Source organism: Flavobacterium frigidum (assembly GCF_048286795.2).
In genome coordinates, this window is the sequence record NZ_JBLVPT020000001.1 from 14,389 (window position 1) to 40,630 (window position 26,242).

Below are 26,242 nucleotides of genomic sequence, written 5' to 3' on the forward strand. Positions count from 1 at the left end.
GAAAGCCGTTTTTGTTTTTCTTGTTTATAAAAAGCGACCGGAGGAAGCTCTTTTATGAACTTTGGAAAAACTAACGGGTTTGCAAAAACTTGCAATGAAAAGCGGGAAATAGCTCCTGAAATTCGTACTTTTGCAACTGAACTACAACGTTTTCGATATGAACTCAACAATAGAAAGCAATCTGTTATTAGAACGATTGCCTCAACACTTACGACAATTTATTAAGCCTCAGGATTATAGCGATTACACGCCTATAAACCAAGCAGTATGGCGTTATGTGATGCGCAAAAATGTAGATTATTTATCGAAAGTGGCGCATAGTTCGTACTTGGAAGGTTTGAAGAAAACAGGAATTGAAGTAGATAACATTCCGAGTATGTACGGAATGAATCGGATTTTAACCGAAATTGGTTGGGCTGCCGTTGCGGTAGACGGTTTTATTCCGCCTAATGCGTTTATGGAGTTTCAAGCGTATAATGTGCTTGTTATTGCATCGGATATCCGCCAACTAGAACATATAGAATACACACCTGCACCAGATATTATTCACGAAGGTGCTGGACATGCACCCATTATTGCGAATCCTGAATATGCAGAATACTTACGCCGTTTTGGAGAGATAGGCTGCAAAGCAATCTCTTCGCACAAAGACTACGAAATGTATGAGGCTATCCGATTGCTTTCGATTGTGAAAGAGGCCGAGGATACGCCACAAGCTACGATTGATGCCGCTGAAAAAGCAGTAGAGCATTTGCAGCATAATATGGGAGAACTGTCTGAGATGGCCCAAATACGCAACCTTCACTGGTGGACGGTGGAATACGGATTGATTGGAACGGTAGAAAATCCAAAGATTTATGGTGCTGGATTGCTGTCATCTATAGGCGAGAGTGCGCACTGCATGACTCCTGAGGTTACTAAAATTCCTTATGATATTTCGGCTGCTACACAAAATTTTGATATTACTAAACTCCAACCGCAGTTGTATGTTACGCCTACATTTGCGTATTTGAATTTGGTTTTAGAGGAATTTGCGAATAAAATGGCGTTGCGCACCGGTGGTTTATCTGGAATTAATAAATTGATAGACTCGAATGCTTTGGGAACAATTGAATTGAGTACCGGTTTACAAATTTCGGGGATTTTCAGCTCGGTTATTGAGTATGAAGGCAAACCAATTTACATACAAACAACTGGAAAAACAGCGTTAGCTTACCGAGAAAAAGAACTAGTAGGACATGGAACTTCGACACACCCAGAAGGTTTTGGAAGCCCGATAGGAAAATTAGAAGGAATCAATCTTGCTATTGAAGACATGAGTCCAAAAGATCTAAATGCGTACGATATCTTAGAATCTAAAACAGTGAAGCTGGAGTTTGAAGGCGGTATTATTGTTGAAGGTGAGATTGTTACAGGTTCTAGAAACTTACAAGGAGAAATCACGCTGATTCGCTTTAAAAATTGTATTGTGACTCACGGCAAAACCGTTTTATTTCAACCAGAATGGGGCGTTTATGATATGGCTGTAGGAAAGAAAGTGACTTCTGCTTTCTCAGGTCCAGCCGATGTAAATAGCTTTGACTTGATTTCACATCTTCCGTCTAGCAAAACGATTAAAGCCAAACATTCTGCGGAACGTGATGATCTTGAAATTTTATACCAAACGGTTCGAAACATAAGAGTAACCAATGATACGCAAACGTCATTAGCTCCAATTTTTGAAAAATTAGTTACCAATCATCCAAAGGATTGGTTGTTGGCCATTGAGATTACTGAGCTTTTGAAAAACCGAAACAAACCTCAATTACTTCAGGAAATAATGGTTTATCTGGATCAATTAAAACAAAAAAGACCCAAAGTGGCACATTTAATTTCAGGTGGTTTAGACTTGATTTTTGATAAAGAGAAAGCTTAAAAAAAGGAACTACAAATTCACAAACTTTAGACAACTCTTATAATTTGTGAATTTGCGGTTCCTTTTTTAATTATAATTTTATTTGCTTTCCAAAATCTTTCTCGCTTTCGATAACTTTTCCTTCGTATTTTAAAGTCCAACCCAATTGACTCGTTGTGATTAATAGTTTAGACAATTCACTAATTAATCTATTTTGAGCATTCGTTTTTAAGGACGATTTTTCAATTTTTTTGGCTAAGTTCGCTTTTACTGATTTATTAATTTTATTGTAATCGTCTCCCGTAAATGGATTTAACTTGCTTTGCTCTACATCATAAAACTGAATATCCGGGCTGATTTTAATTTCTTCTTTAGGAATGCTTACAATCGTAATGGTCTTGTTGACCTCATCAATGTCGTATTTCATTTTGTGCAAATCATACGCAACGGTGACATCAGCATTGACAATTACTAACGCTTTTTTCTCAAAAGAAAGCATATCCATCAAGTATTTTTGCTGATTTTTATAGGTAATAACCTCAGAAAAATGCCCTTCAGTTACAACCAATTTCCCTACGTTTAGGATTTGTTGTTGAATTAAATTCGTATTATAGGTGATGTCTTGATCCTCATTTTTTTTAAAATCGCAATTTTTAAACAATAAAAATATTCCAACTATAACTCCTACCACTATAAGTATTCTTTTAAGCATAACTAAAATTTCATGAATGAATATTGATTCTCCAATGTAGTGATTTTTTCTTTGACTTTGGACTCAAACTTTAAATGACTTTCAGAATTTGGGTTAAAAGGCTTGTGTGACAGGCTTTTTTGAATACTTTCTACTTCTTCCATCACAGCAAAAGCAGCTTCAGAAATAGTAGTTTCTACGAAACGTTTCCAGATATAATCGATTGCCACTTGATTGGGATGCAACATATCTTCGGCATAAAAGCGGTAATCCCGTAATTCATCCATCATGATTTCGTAGCTGGGAAAGTAATTTATTTTCGAAAGTCGAAAGTCAAATGTCTTATGAAGCGCACTAATTATATTGGCTTTGCTCCATTGGTTTTCAACAAAACCATCTTTGATGTGTCGCACCGGCGAAACCGTAATAAAAATAGTACCATTTGGATTTACAGAATGAATTAATTTGATTGTATTTGCAATACTCTTTTCTATTTCTTCAACAGAAAGTAATTCCTTCTTAAATTGTTTTTGTGGCACTTTATGGCAATTCGCCACAATGGCATCCCTTTCTAAATTCCGATATACCCATGAAGTTCCATACGTGATGATACTATGTGTTGATTCTGTTAATTGCTGATTTGTTGATTCGAGTATGGAGTTTAATGATTTTAATAATCCCTCTTTACTTGAATTACTCAAATCAGAATGCACATCAAAACAATGCCAGCGTTCATTAAAGAAGAAAACATCCTCCTCGGTGAATAATGTTCCATTTACGGCTTTGTGGATAATTTTTTCAATAGAAACTGGATTGAAAATGATTCCGAACGGATTTATGAAATTTTGGAATTTATAATAGTGGAATTTATCTCCCATATTTTCAGCAAAACAGGAGCCTAATGAAACTATTTTGGAATTATAGTCTAAAGTGGAACTACTTTTAGGAATTGGAATTTGAGTTCTAAAATGCATCGCCGTTTTATTTAATGCAAATTTCAATTATTTTGAACAATAAAATTGAATTTAAATCTTTTTTCATAAGTACAAAAAACCCTTTCATCGTTTGGCACCAATGAAAGGGTTTTGATAACATTTTTTTTAATAGAAATATTCTGTTTTTAGATATCCCGTTTTCCCATTTGATAACACAGCTGTTTCTGAAATTTTTTCTAAAGGATATCCTGCAACATCATATTTAAAAAAAGTAATGTGCATTTTAGCAGAAGAAGTAATTTGATCATTCGGATAAATAGTGCTATCCTCTACAATACTCATTAGACTATTATTGACAGACATTAAATCATCGCAGGTTAAAAGCTTTTCAAAACCAAAAATATCCAACATTGGATTGATTTTTTGATCGTATTTAAAAGTCCTATTGTTTTTAACAATTAATCCTTCTTTAACATTGTCAAAAATTCGTTTGTCATACATTAAATTACCATTTTCGATAGATAAAATACCATGATATTCTTTACGTATTTGATTGTTTGTAGTACTTGAAAATCGTTCATAAGCAATCGTTTTATCTGGATTATGAATGTATTTGATAATATACTTCCCCTCAGATTCAACTTGAACTAAATTACCTAGATCGTATGAATATTCAATTATCTCTTTAATCTTATTTTTCTTATTCAGCAATACCATCTTGGAGATGAGACCATCAGTATATGTAAAAGCTGTACGACTATTAGCACTGTTAATTGAAGTTATTTTGTTTCCATCGTATGCAAACAAAGTTGTTTCTGAAAGACCATCTTCTGTAGTTTCCACCATCTTCTGTAGCAATTTTTGACTACTAACATTTTCATTAGAACATGAATAGAATGCTATTATAAAAAGTGATAGCATCCAAAATATATTTTTTGATTTTTTCATCTTACATAAAATAAAGTCATTCTGCTAGCACACCATCACATCCAGCAACGAATTTAAAATTATAGATTTAAAGTAAATACCGCAATAATTATCGGTACAAGCCCAATATTATCGATAAACTACTATCGATAAACACTTGCATAACAACTACATACAATCAACCCTGTAATTACCTGTAATAAAAAACCCTTTTAGAATTTAAGTTCTAAAAGGGTTTCAATGATAAAAAATATAAATCCTACTTTACAAAATCAATTGCTTTCTCTAAAGCTTGAGGAATACCCGAAATATTCTTCCCTCCTGCTGTTGCAAAAAACGGTTGTCCACCGCCACCACCTTGTATAAATTTACCTAATTCACGTACTACTTGACCGGCGTTTAGGTTTTTCTCTGCCACTAATTCTTTAGAAACATAACACGTTAACATTGGTTTTTCTCCCGAAGCTTCGGGATTCACTGTTGCCAAAACCAGAAATAAGTTATTCCCTAAATTCCCTAATTCATACGCCAAATCTTTTGCTCCTTCCGGACTCAAATCGACTTGTTTTGCTAAGAATTGTATGCCGTTTTTTAACTAGTATGCATGATGATAAAATCTTAGTATTAATAAGGCTAAATTATTAAACAATATAAAAACGAGACACTATTGAAAGAAAAAAAATTGTACTAAGCCATCTGGCGACAGCAGATTGGTGAGAGAAAAATAGTTTTAAAATACAATCGGGTACAATTTAGGAATTTCTTAAACTATACCAAAGCTCTTTCATCTGCATGAAAGGGCTTTGGCTTTTACAACACTTTTTTTATTAATACGTGTACTCGTAAGTTTCATCACCCTGTACAGCTTTAATTAGGTATTTGTAAGAATTATATGTATTTACATAATTAAAAGTATTCGCAGAAAATCCCATCTTTGTTTCTGTAACTTTTGAGATATTATTAACTGAGTTAGTTTCCTGATCAAAAATAGATGAATCTAACAACAAAGTGTAACCTGTTATACTTTTAAAAGGGCTGTTATTAGTGTCATAATCAACTATATCTACTAAATCATCAAACTCCGCTTTAATTACATTACCATTAGCATCTAAAGTTAATATGCTAGTTTCATATTTTGTCTCTTGCAGTGTAATTGGATCAATTAAAACTGTAATTGTTGAGATTGTACCGTTAGCATTATAAGTATAAGTTTTCTTTCTTCTTTTTGCGTTTTCTGGGACCTCCAAAAAAGACTTCAATTTATTATTTTCATACGTAAAAGTTGTAGTTGTTGAAAATACGTTAGCTCCATCTATTTCAGTATAAATTGCTTTTGTTATAAGTTCTCCCGTATAAGTAAACACTACTTTACTGCCGTCATCATACGTATAATCAACAATTTTGTTTGCATCATAAGAATATGTTATTGAATTATTCTCCAATGGTTGAGAGGCATTCGTGTATATCTGTGTTTTAGGTAAAAGCGATTTTTCTTCAGAATCATCATTCGTACAGGACGTAAGTACTACTATAAAAGCACCAAATAAGGATAAAATTTTTTTCATTTGAAAAGGTTTTAATTAAAAATTTCTTACAAATTAAATGCTATTTAAATAAAAAACCTAACTCATTTTAAAATAAAACCCAAAAAAGTTAAGACACTTTTTTGGGTTTTTACTATCCAAACTTATGAAAATAAATTTAATCTAGACTCTACTTCACAAAATCAATTACTTTCTCTAAAGCTTGTTGAATTCCTGCTGCATTTTTCCCTCCTGCTGTTGCAAAAAAACGGTTGTCCGCCGCCAAATCTCGGATGTGTTTTTTTCCAAAATCAGATGTAAAAGTTATTAATTACGAATCAAAATGCTAGCAACACTATTTAATGCTTCAGTAATTCCAGCTACATTTTTTCCTTTTCCAGACGCAAAAAAGGGTTGACCACCACCATTTCCATCGATATATTTTCCTAATTCTTTGATTACTTTATTTGCATTTAAACCTTTTTTCTCAACCACATCTTTAGCAATATAACAATGAATATTTGGTAAACCATCTTCAACAGAAGCTAAAACAACAAATGAATTTGGTTTTGCGTTTCCTAGTGCTTGTGTTAAATCTTTAGTAGCACTCATAGATAATTCCACGCGTCTATCTAAAACATTAACGCCGTTAATTTCATGAAATTCCAAAAGCAATTTATTTTTTAATCCATCGATTTTTTCCTTTAACAATTGCTCCATTTGTTTTTTTAATTTGGCATTTTCTTCTTGCATCGAATGAACGGCTTTCAAAATATCCTGAGGATTTTTCAAGGCTGTTTTTACTTCATTCAATGTATTTTCATACGAAGCAAAATATGCTTTTACCGCATCACTTGTAATGGCTTCTATACGACGAATTCCAGCAGCAACTGCTCCTTCAGAAACGATTTTGAAATGCCAGATTTCAGCCGTATTTTTTACATGGATTCCACCACAAAGTTCCATGCTTTCGCCAAATTTAATCGCACGCACCGTATCTCCATATTTCTCTCCAAACAACGCCATTGCGCCTTCCTCTAATGCTTGCTGAATAGGAATACTTCTTCTTTCTATAAGTGGTAATTGCTCCTGGATTCTTGCATTTACAAAATCTTCTACTTGTTGCAATTCGGTTTCTGTCATTTTAGCAAAATGCGAAAAGTCAAAACGCAAATAGTTTGGGTTTACCAAAGATCCTTTTTGTTCTACGTGAGTTCCCAAAATACTTCTCAAGGCTTGATGCATCAAGTGCGTAGCCGAGTGATTTCTAGAAGACAAGCCTCTCAGATCCTGATTTACTTTAGCAACAAAACCAGCGTTTATATTCTCCGGCAATTGTTTTGCAAAATGCAAAATCAGGTTATTTTCTTTTTTTGTGTCGATGATTTCGATCGTTTCATTGGCAGAAACCAACGTTCCTTTATCACCAACCTGTCCTCCACCTTCTGGATAAAATGGGGTGTTATCTAAAACGATTTGGTACAAAACTCCATCTTTTTTACTATCCACTTTTCGAATACGAGTGATTTTCACGTCACTTTCTGATTGATCGTAACCTACAAAAGTTTCTACATTTCCGGGAATTAAAACCGACCAATCTTCGGTGGAAACTTCAGATGCGGCACGAGAACGTATTTTTTGTTCTTGCATATTTTTTTCAAATCCTTCAATATCGACCGAGAATTCATTTTCTCTAGCAATCAACTCTGTTAAATCAAGTGGAAAACCATAAGTGTCATAAAGTTCAAACGCAAGATTACCGTTAATTAATTTTTCTGGATGAGCTCCTTCTTCTTTTAACCCTTGGATTAATCCTATATGAAAATTAATCTTATTTAGCCCATTCTCAATTGTTCTCAAGAAAGAAGCTTCCTCTTCACGAATTACATTTGTAACTAATTGTTGTTGCGATTTAATTTCTGGGAAAAATTCTCCCATTTGATTCGCCAAAACGCCAACTAATTGATTAACGAAAGGTTCTTTGGTGTTCAAAAACGTAAATCCGTAACGAATTGCACGACGTAAAATTCTACGAATTACATATCCTGCGCCTGTGTTTGACGGCAATTGTCCGTCGGCAATAGCAAAAGCTACGGCACGAACGTGATCGACCACTACACGAATAGCGATATTAGTTTTGTTTTGCTCTTCAGATTCTTCACTAGCGTTCAGAATGACATCATTGGTAGTGTATTTTAATCCCGTAATTTGTTCTACTTTTTCAATAAGTGGTGTAAAAACATCCGTATCATAATTGGAAGTTTTTCCTTGTAAAGCCATACACAAACGTTCAAATCCCATTCCGGTATCAACGTGTTTTGCAGGTAATTTTTCGAGAGAGCCATCGGCTTTACGATTGAATTCCATAAATACATTGTTCCAAATCTCTACTACTTGCGGATGGTCATTGTTTACTAAACTCTTTCCTGAAACTAAAGCTTTCTCCTCTGCTGAACGAATGTCAACGTGAATTTCTGAACACGGTCCACAAGGTCCTTGATCGCCCATTTCCCAAAAGTTGTCTTTCTTGTTTCCAAGAATAATACGGTCTTCGTCGATTAATTCCTTCCAAATATCCCAAGCTTCCTGATCGAATGGTACGTTCTCGGCGGGATTCCCTTCGAATACAGAAACGTACAAGTTTTCTTTTGGAATTTTGTAGACTTCTGTCAAAAGTTCCCAAGCCCAGTTGATGGCTTCTTTTTTGAAGTAATCACCAAAAGACCAGTTGCCTAGCATTTCGAACATCGTGTGATGATAGGTATCAAAACCTACATCTTCCAGGTCGTTATGTTTTCCTGACACACGAAGACATTTTTGCGTATCGGCGATTCTGTTGCTTTTTGGCGTTCCGTTTCCCAAAAAATATTCTTTGAACTGAGCCATTCCTGAATTGTTGAACATTAAGGTTGGATCATCTTTTAGAACAATAGGAGCCGAAGGAACGATTACGTGTCCTTTTGATGCGAAAAATTCCAGAAATTGCTTGCGTACGTCTTGTGATGTCATTGGTTTAATTTAAATATTTAAAGATTCCAAAATTTAAAGATTGTTTAGGATTGAAATTTTTCAATCTTTTAATCCTCAAATCTTTTATTTTTTTGCCCCAGATAAAAGTGGAAAGCTTTGAAGTTTTGAAATCTATTTTTTCTTGAGTGGGCAGAGCGACCGCAGGAAGCTCCTGCAGACTCAATAGAAAAAAAGATTTCAAGACGAGAACTTGCAACGAATAGCTGGAATAGGCACATTAATTTATTTATTCCTAAAAAAAAGGTGGAGCGAATGAAACATTTCTTAAATTTGTTCGTCTAACCTCTTACAGTGTGTAAAAATAGGGTATTTTAAAATATGTCGAAAGTAAAATATTATTACGATTCTGAAAATCTAGCGTACAGAAAAATAAAAACACGAAAAAGAAGAAAATTGGGTGTTATTGTTCTTTTTTTATTGGCAGCAGTATTGTTTGGTTTTTTGAGTTTTATAATTTTATTGAATACTCCTTATTTTGAAACGCCAAAAGATCGATTGCAAGCACGCGAAATTGAAAATTTGAGATTGAATTATGCGTTACTGAACAAAAAAATGGATCAGATTACCGGTGTTATTGAGGCAATTGAAGATCGAGACAATAATTTGTATCGAGTTTATTTCAATAAAGCTGCTATTCCAGATTCAGTTCGGGAGTCAGGATTTCAGGAAAAAAACAGGTATAAGCTACTAGAAGGATATAATAATTCGCAGTTGGTCATTAATACCACAAAAAGGATAGACGTTTTGAGTAAGGAATTAGCCATACAGTCCAAATCGTTAGATGTTATTTTGAAATTGGCAGAGGCAAAAAATGATTTTTTATCAGCTATTCCGGCTATTCAGCCCGTTCAAAATGAAAATTTAAAACAAATGGCTTCAGGTTTTGGATACCGAACCGATCCTTTTACCAAAGCAAGAAAAATGCATGAAGGAATGGATTTTACGGCCAAAACGGGTACTCCTATTTATGCAACTGGTGACGGAGTTGTAGCAAAAGCAGATAATACCGCCTCTGGATATGGAAATCATATAGTGATTCGGCACGGATTTGGATACGAAACTTTATACGCACATTTGAGTAAATATAAAGCTCGTGCAGGACAACGGGTAAAACGAGGAGACGTTATTGGATATGTAGGGAGCACGGGGCGCTCTGAAGCACCTCACTTGCATTACGAGGTGTTGAAGGATAAAAAAGTGGTGAATCCACTTAATTTTTATTACGGGAATATTTCAGCAGTAGAATATGTGGTTATTGCACAATTAGCCAATCAAGAGAACCAATCGCTTGATTAATACTATAAAAGGGTGATCAAGTGCAGGAGTAAAAAGTTTACAGGTAGCAGCATTAAAAGTCAAATAAAGAAATATGCACATTGAACTTTCTAAAGATAAAAGGTATTACAGCATTGGCGAAGTAGCTAAAGCGTTTGATGTAAATGCGTCATTGATTCGTTTTTGGGATAATGAATTTGATATTTTAAAGCCCAAAAAGAATGCAAAAGGCAATCGAATGTTTACGCCGGAGGACATTACCAACTTACAATTGATTTATCACTTGGTAAAAGAAAGAGGATTCACTTTGGAAGGTGCCAAAACCCATTTAAAAGAAGGACAAAAGAAAACCTTGGATAAGTTTGAAATTATTCGAAAATTAGAAACCATACGCACACAATTAACAAATATTAAAAACGAGCTTTAAATTGTTTAACACAACCCGCTCAAAAGCAATAAATAAAAACTAAATAATAAACATTAAATTAAGTAAACATGAGAAGATTTTTGCCTTGGATTATAGTAGCAGTTGTAATTTTTGTGATGTACAGCTGGGTTAAAGGAATTAATAATACTGCGGTAACTTTAAATCAAAACATCGAAGAAGCTTGGGGAAATGTTGAAACAACATATCAAAGACGAAACGACCTAATTGTGAATTTAGTTAAAACGGTACAAGGTGCTGCAGAATATGAAAAAGGTACTTTGGAAGCTGTTGTTCAAGCAAGAGCAAATGCAACTAAAACAGTTGTAGATCCAACTAATATTACGCCTGAACAATTGGAGAAATTCAGTCAAAATCAAAGTGCGCTATCTAGATTATTGGTTACCGTTGAAAATTACCCAAGTTTGCAAGCCAATCAAGGATTTCTAAATCTTCAAGCGGAGCTTACAAGTACTGAAAATCAAATTCTTACAGCAAGAACTCGTTTTAACGAAGCTGTAAAACCATACAATACGCATATCAAAACATTCCCAAATAGTTTGTTTGCAGGAATTTTTGGATTTGCAGAAAAACCATATTTCAAATCGGTTGAAGGTGCAGAAAAAGCGCCTAATGTAGAATTCAATTTTGACAAAAAGGAAGCTAAATAACATACTAAAATGTCAAAAGTAGAAGATTTTTTATCTAAAAAAGAAGAGCAAGAAATTGTTGACGCTATCCAAATAGCTGAAAAAAATACTTCTGGCGAGATTAGAATTCATATAGAAAAATCGACTTCCACAGATTCGTTTACGCGTGCTGTGGAAGTTTTTCATCTATTGGAAATGGATAAAACCAAAGATTCTAATGGCGTTTTGATATATGTTGCTGTAAAAGACAAACATTTTGTAATTTATGGTGACATAGGAATTAACGAAAAAGTAGCGCCAGATTTTTGGGATACTACTAAAGACGGTATACAATCGCAATTTAAAAATGGTAATTTTAAACAGGGTTTAATTGACGGAATTTTAAAAGCTGGTGAACAATTGAAGCACTACTTTCCATATCAAGTTGATGACACTGACGAATTATCGAACGAAATATCTAAAGGATGATACAAAGTACACATAAAAAATCGTTCTTAATTCCGCTATTATTTTTAGGCCTTTTGCTTTCGCAAATGGGTTTCTCCCAATTTACAATTCCGCCGAAACCCGATTTTCAAACTTCGGTTTACGATTATGCAAATCTGTTAAATTCAACTGAAAAATCGCAGCTAGAAGAAAAATTAGTTCGTTATTCTGATTCTACCACAACGCAAATTGTTGTAATAACTGTTAATGATATAAAAGGAGAATACATTGCTACGGTTGCAACCGATTGGGCGCAAACTTGGGGAATTGGCGATGCTAAAAAAGACAACGGAGTTTTAATTCTTGTTGCTAAAACAGAAAGAAAAATATGGATTTCCCCTGGTTATGGTGTTGAAGATCGCTTAATTGCCGCAACAACTGCTAACATAATTAGAAATATAATTACACCCGAATTTAAAGCTGGAAGTTATTATAACGGATTGGACAAAGGTTCTGATGCACTTTTTGAAGTTTTAAAGGGTAAATACAAAGGAGAACGTGTAAAAAAAACCAAAGATAAAGGATTCCCTATCTTACCTTTAATTGTAATTATAATCATCATAATCGCACTGATATCCAGAAATAAAGGTGGTGGCAATTCTGGAAACAGAGGAGGTGGCATAGGCCCAAGTTTATTGGATGTCATTATTTTAAGCAGCCTTGGAAGAAACAGCGGCGGAGGCGGTTTCGGCGGTGGTTCCTCTGGTGGTGGATTTGGCGGCGGCGGTTTTGGCGGTGGATTTGGCGGTGGAGGTTTCTCTGGCGGTGGATCTGGTGGAAGCTGGTAATAACTTGATTTTATAAAATATTAATACCCTATCAAAACGATAGGGTATTTTTTTTTATATTTGATGCAAATAAAAACCAATGAAGTTTTATTATCTTTTTCTGCTCCTTATTTTTAAAACGCTACCCACAAATGCCCAAACTAGTAAAAACGTTGACCACCAAAACATACTTTGGACTCGATACTACAATCAATTATTCTTTAATGAAAAATGGGCGTTGCATACTGAAATTGACAATAGAGTATTTTTGAAACCCATACAAGAAAATGTATTTGTTGCCCGGATACAAGGGCGATACAAGATAAATGAGCATTTAGAAGCTGGAGTGGGCTTTGCCTATTTCTCTGTAGACACCCAAATACCAGAGGTAAATCCAAATTTTAATATTCCTGAATACCGAGGACAGCAAGATCTTACTTGGAAAAAAACTGTTAAGAAATTTGGAATTAATCAACGTCTTCAAGTAGAAGAACGATTCATTCACAATGCTAATAAAGAAATGCTACTTCCGGGAACCATTTTTTCATGGCGTTTCAGGTACCGACTGCAAGCTGATTATACTTTTTGGCAAAAAAACAAACAACTATTAAAAGCTGTAGTGTTTGATGAAATTATGTTTAATGTTAGTCGCAATAAAATAAAAAATACCTTTGATCAAAACCGAATTTATACTGCACTGCACTATGGTTTAAATTCAAATATAGCGTTTGAACTAGGTTATCTCAATAGTTTCCAGAGACGGGCCAGCGGCGTTGATTTCTTTAATCGTGATATAATCCGATTGAGTGTTTTTCATAAGATTAAGCTAAACAAAAAAGTCTAGTCCAAAAAAAATCCCGAATTTCTTCGGGACAATAGTTCTGCGGCTTGGCGCATTAGCGGCTGCGTGGAACGATTTTTTTCTTGCTAATATAGATTTTCTAGCTGAAAATCGAACGTGATATTTATTGATTTGTATCTATTAAAGTAAACCGTTGGTAGTCGAAGTTTTTATATACAAAAATGTTTAAAGGCATAAAAATAAATTAGTGCAACCAAAATGGAGCTTAAATTTCCAATAAGAAAGTAATCATTTTTAATCTCTTTATGTTCAGAAATTCTAGTTCCTAATTTCAAGGTACCAAATACTATCAAAATTGGAGGAAAATTTGAAATTAAAAATACTGAAATAATCAATCTTTCCATAACTCCTTTGAAGGTTGAAATATTCAAGTGAAGAAATTTCTTATTGTTATTTTCATTTTTTATCTCTTTTTCTTGTGCAATTACGCTCTTCTCAAACTATTTCCTGAGATATGCAAACCAAGTAAAATTGAATAAAAATTCTCCACTGATAAATATTATTACAAAGACTAAAATTTTACTTAGGAAGATCATGCTCGTATAGATAAGTTAAATTATTGATTATTCGTTTTACAGTTTCAAATTCCTCTATATTGAGACTTTTTCGTCTACGCCATGCAGTTGATCGATTGATTCGAAGTTTATCAGCAATAACTTTGTAGTCATCATGCATGATAAAATTGCTAGCTATTTTATAATCATTTACTTTCCAAGAGTCAATATAATATTGAAATATCTTAAACGTATCATTTAACATTTTTTCAATTCTCAAATCCTCTTTTTTAAATTTTATTAGAAATCGACTTTCTGAGTTTTTCAAATCGGTTAACGCTTTTCTTGCATCAGTTAAGCCTTCTCCTAACATTTCATAAGCTATTTCTCGATTAATTTTGGTTTCTATTTTTCCAAAATTTAAAACATAACGAAGTTTGAAAGTGAATCCTTTTGCGATAATGAATTCTTCTATTTCAATGATAATATTTACAGCATTTTCGACAGTATCAATAATTGCTTGAAACTCGTCACCTAATGTAATCGTTAGTGGAGAAATTATACTTTTTTGCCATTTATCGTTAATATATTTGACAGTTTCTTTAAACTCCAACATCAATTCATTAGCATCCTTTTCTCGGCTTTCAAGAATATCTGCCATTAAAATTACATAGTCCATTGTTGCGTGTTTTGTACAAAATTACATAAATTGCATTAATTATGCAACAAACGCATTTATTGTTTAAATTTCGCAATATTTTCAAGCCAGCAACCATTTTTCATATGAGTTAGGCTACCTCAACAGCTATCAAAGGCGAGCTAGCGGCGGTGACTTTTTTGATCGTGATATTATTCGATTGAGTGTTTTTCATCGTTTAAATTGGAAAAATAAATCCTAAAAAAAATCCCGAATTTCTTCGGGACTATGGTTCTCGCACTACAGCGGGTTTGGAATTAAATCAAGACCTATTTTCGGATTTGCCAAATCATTCCAAATACAAAACTAATTTCAAATTAAGCCTAAAACCCAAATTACTTGTCGCGTGTGTTAGCTAATGGCTTTTTTGTTAACTTCAATTATTTTTTCAAATTCAGAGTATCTTTTCATAGCAGTTTCTTTATTCAAATGACCAGGAAAACTATGTAATATTTTTTCATAGTCTATTTTCCCTAAAACTTTACAAATATAAGCTTCGTGAACAAAATTTAAATAATAAATAATACTACTTAAAGATTCGTGAAATGTTTTGAAATCTATATCTGCATTTATAAAAGTTTCAACATCGTGATAATTTGCCTTTATTCTCAATCGATACATTATGTTCAAAATTGTCGTTTCGGGAATTGTTTGATAGATTAAATTCCAATGATTTTTTGAAAATGATTTTCTGAATTCACCTTTTGCATTAAGAAACTTTTTGTCTTTATTGTTTTTTAATTTCTCTCTTTTATTTTCGGCTATTTTTTTTCGTGTAGATTTGAGAAACAATGCAATTTGTAATTGAGCTTCATCTAATGATTGAATTCTCGTTAAACCACAACAATCTTTTGGAAAACCGTTAAATGTTTCAATTCCGACATATTCATATTGTTCGTGTAACCCTTTACTAAAAAAACTTATCGCTTCTGGATAATGTCCGTCTTTTATAGAGTTTCCAAATATTTTTATTGATTTTTCGTGTTGTTCATTTGCTAATCCTTGAGTTTCGTGAAATGCAGTTAATGAAAGATAAATTGAATAATAAGCTTGTGGAAAGTTCCAATGCAAAGCAAACTTATAAAATTCTTCATTATTCGCCAAAGTTGTTAATGTAAAAGCATATTCTGTGCTCCACGAATTCCACAATAATTTTCTAATGGTATCCAAATCAAAATTTTCATTCCTCAATTTTAAACCATTAAAAAAAGCATTTTTTTTCAAATCAAAACGTTCTGTATTGCATTCAATATGATATGATACAGCAAAAAAATGATTAAAAAAAACTTGAGAAGGAATAGCTTTTTTTCTTTTTTCTTGTGCTTCTTTAAGTTTTTCGAATACGGTCATTTTATAAATTTCGGTTTTGATTTCTCTTCAGTTTGTTAAGCTATCACCTAATAAATACTTGCCATGAAACAAATCCAATCTATCCTAATACAGATAGCTTCATGCCAATACAATAGCTCTAATTTTTACGAATATAACTACAATAATTATAGTAAAATAAAAAATCTACAAACGGTTAATAAATCTGTTAATTGGTTCAAATACAAACAAAAAAAGCCCAAAAATAAAATCTTAGGCTTTAAGCATCTGTGATAACAAAAAAACCACTTCTTTACAAAGTGGTTTTCTATTCTTATTTCTCTCTAATATAAATATTTAATACTAAAAATCAATTACTTAAAATATAAAAGTACAAATAAGGTACAGATATTTACAGATATTTCATTTTTACAATGTTTTAACTTATTTAACAACTTTAAACAGGAGCGTGAACAACTCCCGTTTTTTTATGCTCATTTTTGAAATAAAAAAAACCGCTCACTTTTGAACGGTTTTAATTGGTTTATTTTAATTGTGGAATCATTTTAATTTATTGATCAAAATTATATTCATCTCATTTGTACATCCCCAAAAAATTTGAAAATTATCATTGGTTCTCCATGCCATTGTGATTACAGAATTTTCAAGAAATAAAGAAATACTTAAATTGTGAAAATCTCTCAATCCATCAATATTCTTATCAATTAGTGATTTATCAACTTCTGCTTCCATAATATCTAAATCAAAGTGTGCAAGTACGTTTTTTAATTCGTCATAACTTTGTTTATAACCAACTGGTGTTGGTTTCGTTGCAAATGTTTCTACACCCTTATTTAAAAACCAATTGTTGAAAATGAAAGTAGTACTTTTTAATCCCTTGTTATAAGAACTTATTTGTGCATTTATTGTTGAGCAAAATAAAATGAAGATAAATATTAACGTGTTTTTCATTCTGTTAGTTTTTTATATATTACAAAGTACGCTTTTCAAGAACGTAGCTACAATACCCATTTTTAGTGATATTAAAATAAAAAAAAAGGCGTTCCGCTATCGTTCGTATTTTATTTTAACATTAACCTACCATTTTCATCTCTTAGGTTTTTTGGATGATAAAAACATCTGTGAAAACCATTTGTAATTTCACAATCTTTCAATGGAATAGGCATTTTTAGTAATGCATCTTCAAAAGTCAATTGTACTCCGTCTAACTTTTGACATTTTCCACAAGCAGGTGAATGACCATCTGAAGAAGCTATAATTTGAACAACAGAAACAAATCTAGATTCTAAACTTTCCAAATGCATTCTTTTTAGGTCAGCCTTACATTTTTCTCTTAACAAATAATCAAAGGGCTTTCCCTCTTGGAATAAGTAGATAGCCATAGAGAGATATAAATTTGATTGTGCATGATAATCATTTGAGTTCTTAATTAACAAATCATTAAATAATGACCAAATAACATCATTGTCATTATTTTCAATACCTGATTTTAAGATTAATTCTTTTTTTCTAGCGTAAAATGTCTCTTCTTTTACTCCAAATGTATTTAATTCGCTTAACCACCTATCTCTAAATGAAATTCTTTTTTGTTCAAATTCATAACTATTTTTTTCCTCTTCTGTTACAAGTTTTTTTTCTGCATAATTATTGAATTTCAAAATATAAATAATCTTTCCGCAATTAAAACATTTCGTCTTTCTAACTGGGAATTTCTTTAATACTATTTTACAATAAGGGCATATTGCTTCAGGTTCAATTTCGTGTTTTACAATCTCAAAATTATTTTCTTGACTTTCAATTTGTTCTGCGTCCTCATTATTATTACCAAATAGCCATTTTATAATTCTCATAAAAATATCAGCTTTAAATTTAGGGGTATAAATTCAGTTATAATTCACTTTTTATTTCACCATTCTGATTTAATTAATTTCTTAATCGTAAACAATTCTACTAAATGCGGGTTCAATGTTTCGGTCAAATTATAGCCTAATGACGATTCTCTAATTTGACCATTTTTTTTCATCAAAGACTTCTCTATTGTAAATTCTGAAATTGTTTGCATTGAAATTCCTCCAGAATATAATCCAACAGGCTCTACAAAGAATTTAAAATTAAATACTGATACACGATACTTACCTCTCTTAGATTCGATCTTAAACTCTGCAGTTAATTGATTAAGTTTTTTATCATTAAAATTAGTTTTTTTAATCCTTCCAGTTGAATCTGTTAAAAACTCAATTCGCGGATTAGACTTTAAATTAGATATACTTGTTGAATCTTCATAAACAAGTTTCCAAAATATAAGCTTGTCTTCAATTGTAAAGTTCTTATTTTGACCAAAACTGAATGAACTACCGACTAAGCAAAACCAAATTAATAAATTTTTCATATTCTTACTTTTCTTCAAATATAACAATTTCGTAGGTAAATATTTATTTTAATTAAAACAAAAAAAAAAAACCACTTCGTTATGAAGTGGTTTTCTAATTTATTTTTCTCTAATATAAATATCGATTGGTACTCCTGAGAAGTCCCAGTTTTCTCTAATTTTATTCTCTAGATAACGTTTGTAAGGTTCCTTAACGTATTGTGGCATGTTGGCAAAAAATACAAACTGAGGCGTGTGCGTAGGCAATTGCATACAATATTTAATTTTTACATATTTCCCCTTTGTTGCCGGCGGCGGATACGCTTCGATAACTTTCAACATAAACTCATTGAATTTTGAGGTAGCAATACGTTGTTGTCTATTTTCATACACTTTTACAGTAGCCTCAAGCGCTTTCAACAAACGTTGTTTGGTCAAAGCCGATACAAAAAGAATAGGCACATCTGTAAAAGGCATTAATTCTTGCTTGATTTTCTCTTCGTAATCACGGGTAGACATAGTTTCTTTTTCAACTAGATCCCATTTATTAACCAAAATCACAACTCCTTTTCTATTTTTTTCTGCTAACCAAAAAATACTTTGATCCTGACCTTCAAAACCACGAGTAGCATCAATAATCAAAATACAAATATCTGCATGCTCAATAGCACGCACAGAACGCATTACCGAGTAAAATTCTAAATCCTCTTTTACCTTAGCTTTACGACGGATTCCCGCAGTGTCAACCAAGTTAAATTCGAAACCAAAACGGTCAAACTTAGTATCAATAGCATCACGAGTTGTACCCGCAATGTCTGTAACCATGAAACGTTCCTTACCAATTAAAGCATTGATAAAACTAGATTTTCCAGCATTAGGACGTCCAACTACGGCAAAGCGAGGCAAAACAACTTCTTCTTGAACTGGTTCTGGTTTTACCGGAAACGCATCAATTAATGCATCCAACAAATCACCTGTTCCACTTCCAGAAATACTGGCAAAGGTATAGTATTCACCTAAACCAAGGTTGTAAAACTCAATAGCATCTTTCTCACGCATCGCGTTATCTACCTTGTTAACAGCCAATAAAACCGGCTTAGTCACTTTACGCAACAAGCGGGCAACAATATCATCCATTGGGGTAATCCCTTCCTCAACATCAACAACAAAAATGATAACATCGGCTTCGTCTATTGCAAGTTCTACCTGCTTGCGAATCTCTCCTTCAAAAACATCATCCGATCCACGCACATAACCGCCCGTATCTATTACAGAAAACTCTTTTCCGTTCCACTCGCTTTTACCATAGTTCCTATCGCGGGTCACCCCAGATACTGAATCTACAATAGCTTCTCTTCTTTGTATCAGCCTATTAAAAAGGGTCGATTTCCCTACATTAGGTCTTCCTACTATCGCAACAATGTTATTCATAATAATTTATTCAAATATTTACTTCGTCCGTCCAACCGCTCTGCAGTTTCGGGTTGCAAAGGTAGTGTTAAAAAATGAATTATTAGATTTTTAAACCACCTGATTTATTGACGTTCAAATTACTTAACTATTTAATAATCAATCGCTAATTCGGCACTAACTTTTACCTAAGAACACACTTCAATTAGGACATAGAAATTTTTAGAAGCCAATCCAGCCCTACATTACAACTCCTCGCTCAAAAAGGAGTAGTTCCAATGTGGTTGCAGGAACTTCCTCTGGTCGTTCTGCAACCACAGGAACAACATTCTTTTTTCTCTGCGGGGTTTTCATTTCGATCTGGGCTAAAAAAAAATCAGTATAAGAGACTGACTCTAGTACTGATTTTAAATATTGTAGTTAAGTGAAAAATAAAAGATTACAATCAATTCACTATTCACCTCTCACTCCCAACTATTCACTATTGATTATATCCAAATCGTCTTAACATATTTGTATTGCTTCTCCAGTTTTTATTCACTTTCACCACCAATTCAATATGAATTTGTTTCCCAAAGAATTTCTCTAAATCAAGACGAGCATCTACTCCTACTTTTTTCAAAGCAGCACCTTTATGACCAATAACGATTCCTTTTTGAGTTTCACGTTCCACCATAATCAAAGAACGAATACGAATGATGTTTTCATCTTCAAAAAATTCTTCGGTTACAATCTCTACAGCGTACGGGATCTCTTTGCTGTAATTCAATAATATTTTTTCACGAATGGTTTCATTAACAAAGAAACGTTCTGGCTTGTCTGTCAATTGATCTTTTGGATAATAGGCTGGCGATTCTGGCAATAATTCAATAATTCTACCAAAAACTTCTGGCACATTAAAATTTTGCAAGGCAGATATTGGAAAAATTTCGGCATTAGGCACTTTGGCTGTCCAAAAAGCCACTTGTTCCTCTAGTTGCGCCTGATTCGAATTGTCAATTTTATTCAACAGCAATAAAACAGGAATTTTAGCATGAATAATTTTATTGAAGAACGCTTCGTCTTTCAACTCTTGTTCGCCTATTTCGACCATGTAAATCAGCACATCAGCATCCTCAAAAGCAGACTTAACAAAATTCATCATGGATTCCTGCATTTCATAGGCTGGTTTGATGATTCCTGGCGTATCCGATAAGATCATTTGAAAATCTTCACCGTTTACAATTCCTAGGATTCTATGACGTGTTGTTTGTGCTTTTGAAGTAATAATTGATAATCTTTCTCCAACAAAGGCATTCATTAATGTTGATTTACCAACATTTGGATTCCCGATGATGTTTACAAAACCTGCTTTATGTGACATTTCTACTATAATTTATGGCACAAAGGTAGTCATATCAAGTTAATAGATGAAATAAAACATTTTTTAAAAATTTAATTGGAAATACAGAAATTCGTTGTACATTTGCACCCGAAACAACGCGGGATAGAGCAGTAGGCAGCTCGTCGGGCTCATAACCCGAAGGTCACAGGTTCGAGTCCTGTTCCCGCTACTAAGTAGCCTTATTGAGATTACAAAACGCACATCGCGGGATAGAGCAGTAGGCAGCTCGTCGGGCTCATAACCCGAAGGTCACAGGTTCGAGTCCTGTTCCCGCTACTAGAAAAGCTTCAGAGAAATCCGAAGCTTTTTTCGTTTATCTTATATTTAATAAAGCTTTATTCAGATTACGGGTGCGAAGTCAGAGACATTCGCACAGCTTTTGATAAGACAGCCTAAGGAGAGTGAGTTTCACTAGATTGGACTATCGTTGTATTTTAAATGTCCTATCTCTCGGTCTTTATTTTCAATACATTTCTGTAAAATTCGTTTTTTAACAAAGGGCAGTTTCCAAAGATTATAATATTCTAAGTTTTTAAATAGCTCTTGCTTTTTAAGTTCATCAAATAAATCATACGAATACATCCAACCGTCATTTAATTTATATTCGCCAAGGATTCTTTCAACTGCACCACTTAAGTTTTCAATTTCCTTATCGGCCATAGCCTTCTCAGGAAATAAATAATCTTGCAGTAAAAAATTTATATAATTTTTGATGTCCTCATTTGAATAATTTTCAGGAGTTATTAATAATTGACTTTCCGTTGATAAATTTTTCCAATCAAAACCCAATTCTGATGTAACTGCTAAATATTCTGATACTAATTTTTCTTTATTGATAGTACCGTTTGTAATAGACCAATTAACACTTCCTATACTGTCCTCATATGGAAGCCAATTGGCTTCCATAAAGGCGGCTAAAGCATTTATTAAATTCGTTAAACTCTTCATAATTAAAAATCGGGAAACATGGTTAATAATTGCCAATCACCTGATACTGCTTGCTGATATAGCTCTAACTTTAGTTGATTGCTGGAATACTTGCCCATCCTTTGGAACTCCTTTACCATAAGTACTACCATCAGTCAATGTATGATAAACTACTTTGGTGTTACTTCCTGTTATTGGTGCAGAATTAAAAGCAGCAGTACCAGGTTTTGTATTATTCAATGCCTTTTGTAGTTGCTGTGGATTCTCAAACTTTGAACTATAAGGAGGTTTTGTATATGGCATAGTATTGCCAATATGAGAGCCATCAGGAGCAATACCATCATTAGCACGTTTAATTAATGCTTCATCAGTTACATCATGTCCATGTCTTTCTAAAACGTGTGCATTAGGATGTTGTGTTAGTTCTGTTAACTCACTAGAAGAATAAGCCGATTTATCAGGCATACGCTTAACCACTAAATCATCACCTTTTTTAAATACTTGATAACCGTTTGTAGGCTGACCAATTGGAGTTGCTCCACTATTTGCAACATCATCAAAATATTTATTTGGTAAGATTTTTCCGAATGTTATCTGTGCAACTTCATTACCATTTTTACTTAGTAATTTTAGAATTCCATTGTTTTCAACAACGCTTCCTCCAGATCGAAGAATGTCATCATAAGTACTTTTTAACGGTGCTGTAAGTCTTTGTACTAATTCTTGCAGAGATTTCCACTTCAAATATCCACCAGCTTTACCAATTTCATCTAAATTCTTTGAAACAAGGTTAAGTTCTTCTAGATTTTTTGCAAGACTAGCTTTTTCATTAGATAATACTTTCCAGGAATCAAATGCTTTTTGTGGATTTTTTTCTGCGAAAGCGACAAGTTCTTTAGATGTATACACGTCATCTTTGAAGAATTTCATTATAATTTCACATTGTGCATTTACATTTAAGAATGTAAATAACACAACCCATAATGTTAAATATAATTTTAATTTGTTTTTCATTATCCTTTATTTTTAATTTTTGCGATTATCTCGTCTGTTAATAGTGGATTTTCCCATATGCCAACTATATAACTAATATCTTCTCCTAATTGATCTTCTCCTGCACTACGAGGTTGCTTTTCTGAGCTCCATCTACTAAATTCAATTAATATATATTCTTTCCCTTCTTCTTCAATTAAAATAATTTCTCCAGGAGTAGTATATAATGAATTGATTTTTAAAACACTTAAAAAATAACCTTTATGAATAGTATGTTCTTCAATTTCAAATCCATATGCTTTGGATAAAAATAATAATTCGTTTATATTAAAATACTCATTTGAATCTACAAATGGATTAACTATTATTTTTTTTCGATAAGTCTTCCTTTTTTTAGAAGATATAATACTTCCATCTGAATTTAAAAATTTAATTGAGGGTCTAATTAATTCTGTTTTTATAGAAACTATCCCTTCTTTAATTTTTTCAGAACCATCACCAAAAATTTCAGTTTGAATACAATAAGATTTTTCTATTAGTTTCATTTGCAATCAATGTTTTTTATTAATTTATCGACTTTGAAAGTTAAGTCTTCAATTTTAACACCCTCTGGTGCTCGTTTGCAACGAGTGCCTGCCTACTTAATTAAAGAAAATAAAGCGTTTGAAACGTGGCTATATTAAATGAATAACCATAAAATTCAACATTTCTGGTACAAAAAACTGCTTAATTTTCAAATATAATTATTTACCTACTAAATAAAAAAACAGCTGCTCGAAGTATTCAAAAAAACCTACTCAAAGACTGCGGGCTGCTTCGCAAATGTCGCCAACTTAGCGCCATTTAAAATATTTTTTCACCACAAATTTGCAGATTATGGTATTAATTAATCTGCGAATCTGCGGTTATCATAGATTTAATAAAGCTTATTCATATTGCGGGTGCGAAGTCGGAGACATTCGCACAGCTTTTGATAAGATATTTTTCGAAGAGCGGGGGAATTCGTATGAAATAAATTATGCGTTAAAAAGCTTCTCATTTCTATTTTACACTAAAAACTTTCACTATATCTTTAAAAATCTAAAATCATTAAGCTGTATCAATCCACATTTACTGGTTTCGCTATCAGTTACTTTAAAAATAACAACTAATCAACAACTATTAAATACTCGTTTTTTTATAATAAAAAACCCGTGAATAAATCACAGGTTTAGAAAACTAATTTATTAAACAACTAAATATGCAAAATTAAAGAGTAGTGCAAACTCTTTGTATCAACTAAACTAATCCTCTGAAGCTATAGCTGTGTTTTTACTAGTACTAACCTCTAATAAAACCGCTACTCCTTTATCATTTAACATCGTCATGTTTAAGGTATCTAAAATCGCTAAATTTCTAGAAATTAAACCATTAAACATATTATAAGATATATTCATTTCTTTCAAGTTATCTAACTTTTCAAGCTCTAGAGGTACTTGACCATTCATCTTGTTATCAAATAAACTAAGGTTTTCGAGTGAAGCCATGTTCTGTACTTCATTGCTCAATACTCCAGAAAGTTTATTGCTATTTAATAGTAGTGTTTTTAATGTTTTAATATCATACAAAGAAACTGGAATTTGTCCAACTAACTCATTATTGTATAACGAAAGTGTTTCTAATAGCTTCAAATCCCCTATGTGCATTGGCAATTCACCAGTAATAGCATTCATATACAATTGTAAATCTTTCAATTTACTAATATCACAAATTGAGGACGGAATTGTTCCGGTTAATCTATTGAAAGAAAGATTTAAAACTTTTAGTTCTTTTAACTTTCCGATAGAAGAAGGAATTGTACCAGTTAATTGATTTTTATGTAAATCTAATTCTTGTAAGTGTACAAGTTTTAATATTTCTTGAGGAAGTTCACCAATTAGATTGTTATTTTGTAATACAATAGCGATTACTTTGTCGTCTTGAAGGGAAACACCGTACCAAGTTGCGATCGGCGCTGCTAAATCCCATTTTACTTCCCACTGACTACCATTGGTAGCATGATACAATTTTATTAATGCATCTTTTTCATTTTGTGATACAACAGCATACATTGAAAATGAAAACAATAAAGTTAAAAATAGAGCAGCTATCTTTTTCATAACACTTAATTTAATTATTAAGAACACTTAAAAGTACTACCTTAAAGGCTAATCAACAAATAAAATCGATGAAATACATTGTATTTATATTTTTATAAAGTCATAACCTACAAAATTACACTTTAACGTTTAAAATATTAATTTGTAAGTTTGATTTACTAACCTTAATTACCAATTCTATGGAAATCAATTTTTTAGCACTTTTAACAGCTGCTTTTTCTACTCTTGTAGTCGGTTTTGTATGGTATAATCCAAAAGTTTTTGGCACCATTTGGATGAACGAATCTGGCATGACCAATGAAAAAATGCTAGGACGAAATATGCTCGTTGTACTTGGAGTATCATTTGTGTATGCCTTTTTCATAAGTTTTATTATTCAAATACTTACGGTACATCAATTTGGCGCATTAGGTATGATTGGTGGCGATCCAAGCATTGCAAAGCCTTCTTATGTTGCTTTCATGGCCGATTATGGCACCGAATTTAGAACTTTCAAGCATGGCGCCTTGCATGGTTTTTTGAGCGGATTATTTTTAGTATTTCCCATTATTGGTACTAATGCGTTATTCGAAAAAAGAAGCTTCAAATATACTCTGGTAACAGGTGGTTTTTGGATCGTATGTTGTACAATTATGGGAGGAATAATTTGCGCTTGGCAATAAACAATCCATATAAAAAAGTTCGTCTTGTACTTTAGCGAGACGAACTTTTTTATTAAATTTCTTCGATCGCTTTAGCTAAATCCAAATCCTTATCGGTAACTCCTTTTGCATCATGCGTTGTCAACGTAATGGTTACTTTATTGTACACATTAAATAATTCTGGGTGGTGGTTTCTTTTTTCTGCCATAACGCCTACTTGCACTATAAAACCTAATGCTTGCGTAAAATCTGAGAAAACAAACTTTTTCTCAATTCCATTCGCGGTAAATTCCCAACCTTTTAATCCTTTTAACTCGGGTTGAATCGTCTCTTCTGAATAGGTTTTCATGATTTACTTTTTTAATTGGTTTAAAGTTAGTTAATTTTATACTATTGC

25 protein-coding genes, 2 tRNA genes and 1 pseudogene are annotated in these 26,242 nt (G+C 32.7%); 10 read left to right on the forward strand and 18 right to left on the reverse strand.

Annotation, left to right across the window (positions count from 1 at the left end; translation table 11 throughout):
* Positions 1 to 157: 157 nt before the first annotated feature.
* Positions 158 to 1,915: an aromatic amino acid hydroxylase gene (locus ACNQGB_RS00075; RefSeq protein ID WP_417946243.1), complete on the forward strand. Its 1,758-nt coding sequence runs from the start codon at positions 158 to 160 to the stop codon at positions 1,913 to 1,915.
* Between the two features lie 70 nt (positions 1,916 to 1,985).
* Here ACNQGB_RS00075 and ACNQGB_RS00080 read toward each other — a convergent pair whose 3' ends face one another.
* The 6 genes and pseudogenes from ACNQGB_RS00080 to alaS form a co-directional block, all read right to left on the reverse strand.
* On the reverse strand, positions 1,986 to 2,606 hold the full coding sequence (locus ACNQGB_RS00080) for a DUF4230 domain-containing protein (RefSeq protein ID WP_417946241.1): 621 nt from the start codon (positions 2,604 to 2,606) through the stop codon (positions 1,986 to 1,988).
* A gap of 2 nt (positions 2,607 to 2,608) precedes the next feature.
* Positions 2,609 to 3,559, reverse strand: a complete 951-nt coding sequence (locus ACNQGB_RS00085; RefSeq protein WP_417946267.1) for a GSCFA domain-containing protein — start codon at positions 3,557 to 3,559, stop codon at positions 2,609 to 2,611.
* A 126-nt stretch (positions 3,560 to 3,685) separates the two neighbouring features.
* Positions 3,686 to 4,441 (reverse strand): hypothetical protein, encoded by a 756-nt coding sequence (locus tag ACNQGB_RS00090; protein WP_417946240.1) that lies wholly within the window; start codon positions 4,439 to 4,441, stop codon positions 3,686 to 3,688.
* Positions 4,442 to 4,706: 265 nt separating this feature from the next.
* Positions 4,707 to 5,036 (reverse strand): annotated as a pseudogene (locus tag ACNQGB_RS00095) (DHHA1 domain-containing protein); the annotation flags it as partial.
* 238 nt (positions 5,037 to 5,274) lie between these two features.
* Complete coding sequence (locus ACNQGB_RS00100; protein ID WP_417946239.1) at positions 5,275 to 6,012, reverse strand: hypothetical protein; 738 nt, start codon at positions 6,010 to 6,012, stop codon at positions 5,275 to 5,277.
* Positions 6,013 to 6,297: 285 nt separating this feature from the next.
* A complete protein-coding gene (gene alaS / locus ACNQGB_RS00105; protein WP_417946237.1) occupies positions 6,298 to 8,979 on the reverse strand; it encodes an alanine--tRNA ligase in 2,682 nt (893 codons plus the stop codon).
* 339 nt (positions 8,980 to 9,318) lie between these two features.
* On the opposite strand from alaS, the gene ACNQGB_RS00110 reads away from it, so the two are divergent.
* The 6 genes from ACNQGB_RS00110 to ACNQGB_RS00135 all read left to right on the forward strand — a co-directional run bounded on the left by ACNQGB_RS00110 (position 9,319) and on the right by ACNQGB_RS00135 (position 13,446).
* Positions 9,319 to 10,296: a M23 family metallopeptidase gene (locus tag ACNQGB_RS00110; RefSeq protein ID WP_417946235.1), complete on the forward strand. Its 978-nt coding sequence runs from the start codon at positions 9,319 to 9,321 to the stop codon at positions 10,294 to 10,296.
* Positions 10,297 to 10,369: 73 nt separating this feature from the next.
* Positions 10,370 to 10,702: a MerR family transcriptional regulator gene (locus ACNQGB_RS00115; protein WP_091165014.1), complete on the forward strand. Its 333-nt coding sequence runs from the start codon at positions 10,370 to 10,372 to the stop codon at positions 10,700 to 10,702.
* A 68-nt stretch (positions 10,703 to 10,770) separates the two neighbouring features.
* Positions 10,771 to 11,370 (forward strand): LemA family protein, encoded by a 600-nt coding sequence (locus ACNQGB_RS00120; protein ID WP_417946232.1) that lies wholly within the window; start codon positions 10,771 to 10,773, stop codon positions 11,368 to 11,370.
* A gap of 9 nt (positions 11,371 to 11,379) precedes the next feature.
* Positions 11,380 to 11,817 (forward strand): TPM domain-containing protein, encoded by a 438-nt coding sequence (locus ACNQGB_RS00125; protein WP_417946229.1) that lies wholly within the window; start codon positions 11,380 to 11,382, stop codon positions 11,815 to 11,817.
* Positions 11,814 to 12,623 carry a TPM domain-containing protein gene (locus ACNQGB_RS00130; protein WP_417946227.1) on the forward strand — a complete coding sequence of 270 codons (810 nt, stop codon included), beginning with the start codon at positions 11,814 to 11,816 and terminating at the stop codon, positions 12,621 to 12,623. The genes ACNQGB_RS00125 and ACNQGB_RS00130 overlap by 4 nt, the downstream gene beginning before the upstream one ends.
* Positions 12,624 to 12,702: 79 nt before the next feature.
* On the forward strand, positions 12,703 to 13,446 hold the full coding sequence (locus ACNQGB_RS00135) for a DUF2490 domain-containing protein (RefSeq protein WP_417946224.1): 744 nt from the start codon (positions 12,703 to 12,705) through the stop codon (positions 13,444 to 13,446).
* Between the two features lie 537 nt (positions 13,447 to 13,983).
* Here the strand turns inward: ACNQGB_RS00135 and ACNQGB_RS00140 are convergent.
* The 7 genes from ACNQGB_RS00140 to era form a co-directional block, all read right to left on the reverse strand.
* The gene (locus tag ACNQGB_RS00140) at positions 13,984 to 14,637 is read right to left on the reverse strand and encodes a SatD family protein (protein ID WP_417946657.1); all 654 of its coding nucleotides are present in this window, start codon (positions 14,635 to 14,637) and stop codon (positions 13,984 to 13,986) included.
* A gap of 369 nt (positions 14,638 to 15,006) precedes the next feature.
* Entirely contained in the window at positions 15,007 to 16,005 is a 999-nt protein-coding gene (locus tag ACNQGB_RS00145) for a hypothetical protein (protein WP_417946656.1), read from the reverse strand.
* Between the two features lie 519 nt (positions 16,006 to 16,524).
* Positions 16,525 to 16,935 (reverse strand): hypothetical protein, encoded by a 411-nt coding sequence (locus ACNQGB_RS00150; protein WP_144889162.1) that lies wholly within the window; start codon positions 16,933 to 16,935, stop codon positions 16,525 to 16,527.
* A gap of 110 nt (positions 16,936 to 17,045) precedes the next feature.
* Complete coding sequence (locus ACNQGB_RS00155) at positions 17,046 to 17,834, reverse strand: hypothetical protein (RefSeq protein WP_417946654.1); 789 nt, start codon at positions 17,832 to 17,834, stop codon at positions 17,046 to 17,048.
* A 56-nt stretch (positions 17,835 to 17,890) separates the two neighbouring features.
* Complete coding sequence (locus ACNQGB_RS00160) at positions 17,891 to 18,373, reverse strand: hypothetical protein (protein ID WP_417946652.1); 483 nt, start codon at positions 18,371 to 18,373, stop codon at positions 17,891 to 17,893.
* 99 nt (positions 18,374 to 18,472) lie between these two features.
* A complete protein-coding gene (gene der / locus ACNQGB_RS00165; RefSeq protein WP_417946650.1) occupies positions 18,473 to 19,783 on the reverse strand; it encodes a ribosome biogenesis GTPase Der in 1,311 nt (436 codons plus the stop codon).
* 460 nt (positions 19,784 to 20,243) lie between these two features.
* Positions 20,244 to 21,125 carry a GTPase Era gene (era, locus tag ACNQGB_RS00170; RefSeq protein WP_417946648.1) on the reverse strand — a complete coding sequence of 294 codons (882 nt, stop codon included), beginning with the start codon at positions 21,123 to 21,125 and terminating at the stop codon, positions 20,244 to 20,246.
* Positions 21,126 to 21,242: 117 nt separating this feature from the next.
* Here era and ACNQGB_RS00175 point away from each other — a divergent pair.
* Positions 21,243 to 21,315: transfer RNA gene (locus ACNQGB_RS00175), tRNA-Met, on the forward strand.
* A 34-nt stretch (positions 21,316 to 21,349) separates the two neighbouring features.
* Positions 21,350 to 21,422, forward strand: a tRNA-Met gene (locus ACNQGB_RS00180).
* A gap of 135 nt (positions 21,423 to 21,557) precedes the next feature.
* Here ACNQGB_RS00180 and ACNQGB_RS00185 read toward each other — a convergent pair.
* The 4 genes from ACNQGB_RS00185 to ACNQGB_RS00200 form a co-directional block, all read right to left on the reverse strand.
* Positions 21,558 to 22,094 carry a hypothetical protein gene (locus ACNQGB_RS00185; protein ID WP_417946646.1) on the reverse strand — a complete coding sequence of 179 codons (537 nt, stop codon included), beginning with the start codon at positions 22,092 to 22,094 and terminating at the stop codon, positions 21,558 to 21,560.
* 36 nt (positions 22,095 to 22,130) lie between these two features.
* A complete protein-coding gene (locus ACNQGB_RS00190) occupies positions 22,131 to 23,087 on the reverse strand; it encodes a hypothetical protein (RefSeq protein WP_417946645.1) in 957 nt (318 codons plus the stop codon).
* Positions 23,087 to 23,611, reverse strand: coding sequence for a hypothetical protein (locus ACNQGB_RS00195; protein WP_417946643.1), 525 nt, complete (start codon positions 23,609 to 23,611; stop codon positions 23,087 to 23,089). The genes ACNQGB_RS00190 and ACNQGB_RS00195 overlap by 1 nt, the downstream gene beginning before the upstream one ends.
* Before the next feature lie 738 nt (positions 23,612 to 24,349).
* Positions 24,350 to 25,204, reverse strand: coding sequence for a leucine-rich repeat domain-containing protein (locus ACNQGB_RS00200; protein WP_417946642.1), 855 nt, complete (start codon positions 25,202 to 25,204; stop codon positions 24,350 to 24,352).
* Positions 25,205 to 25,383: 179 nt separating this feature from the next.
* On the opposite strand from ACNQGB_RS00200, the gene ACNQGB_RS00205 reads away from it, so the two are divergent.
* Positions 25,384 to 25,866, forward strand: a complete 483-nt coding sequence (locus ACNQGB_RS00205; protein ID WP_417946641.1) for a DUF1761 domain-containing protein — start codon at positions 25,384 to 25,386, stop codon at positions 25,864 to 25,866.
* A 52-nt stretch (positions 25,867 to 25,918) separates the two neighbouring features.
* Here the strand turns inward: ACNQGB_RS00205 and ACNQGB_RS00210 are convergent, their stop codons facing one another.
* A complete protein-coding gene (locus tag ACNQGB_RS00210) occupies positions 25,919 to 26,194 on the reverse strand; it encodes a 4a-hydroxytetrahydrobiopterin dehydratase (RefSeq protein ID WP_417946639.1) in 276 nt (91 codons plus the stop codon).
* Positions 26,195 to 26,242: the final 48 nt, after the last annotated feature.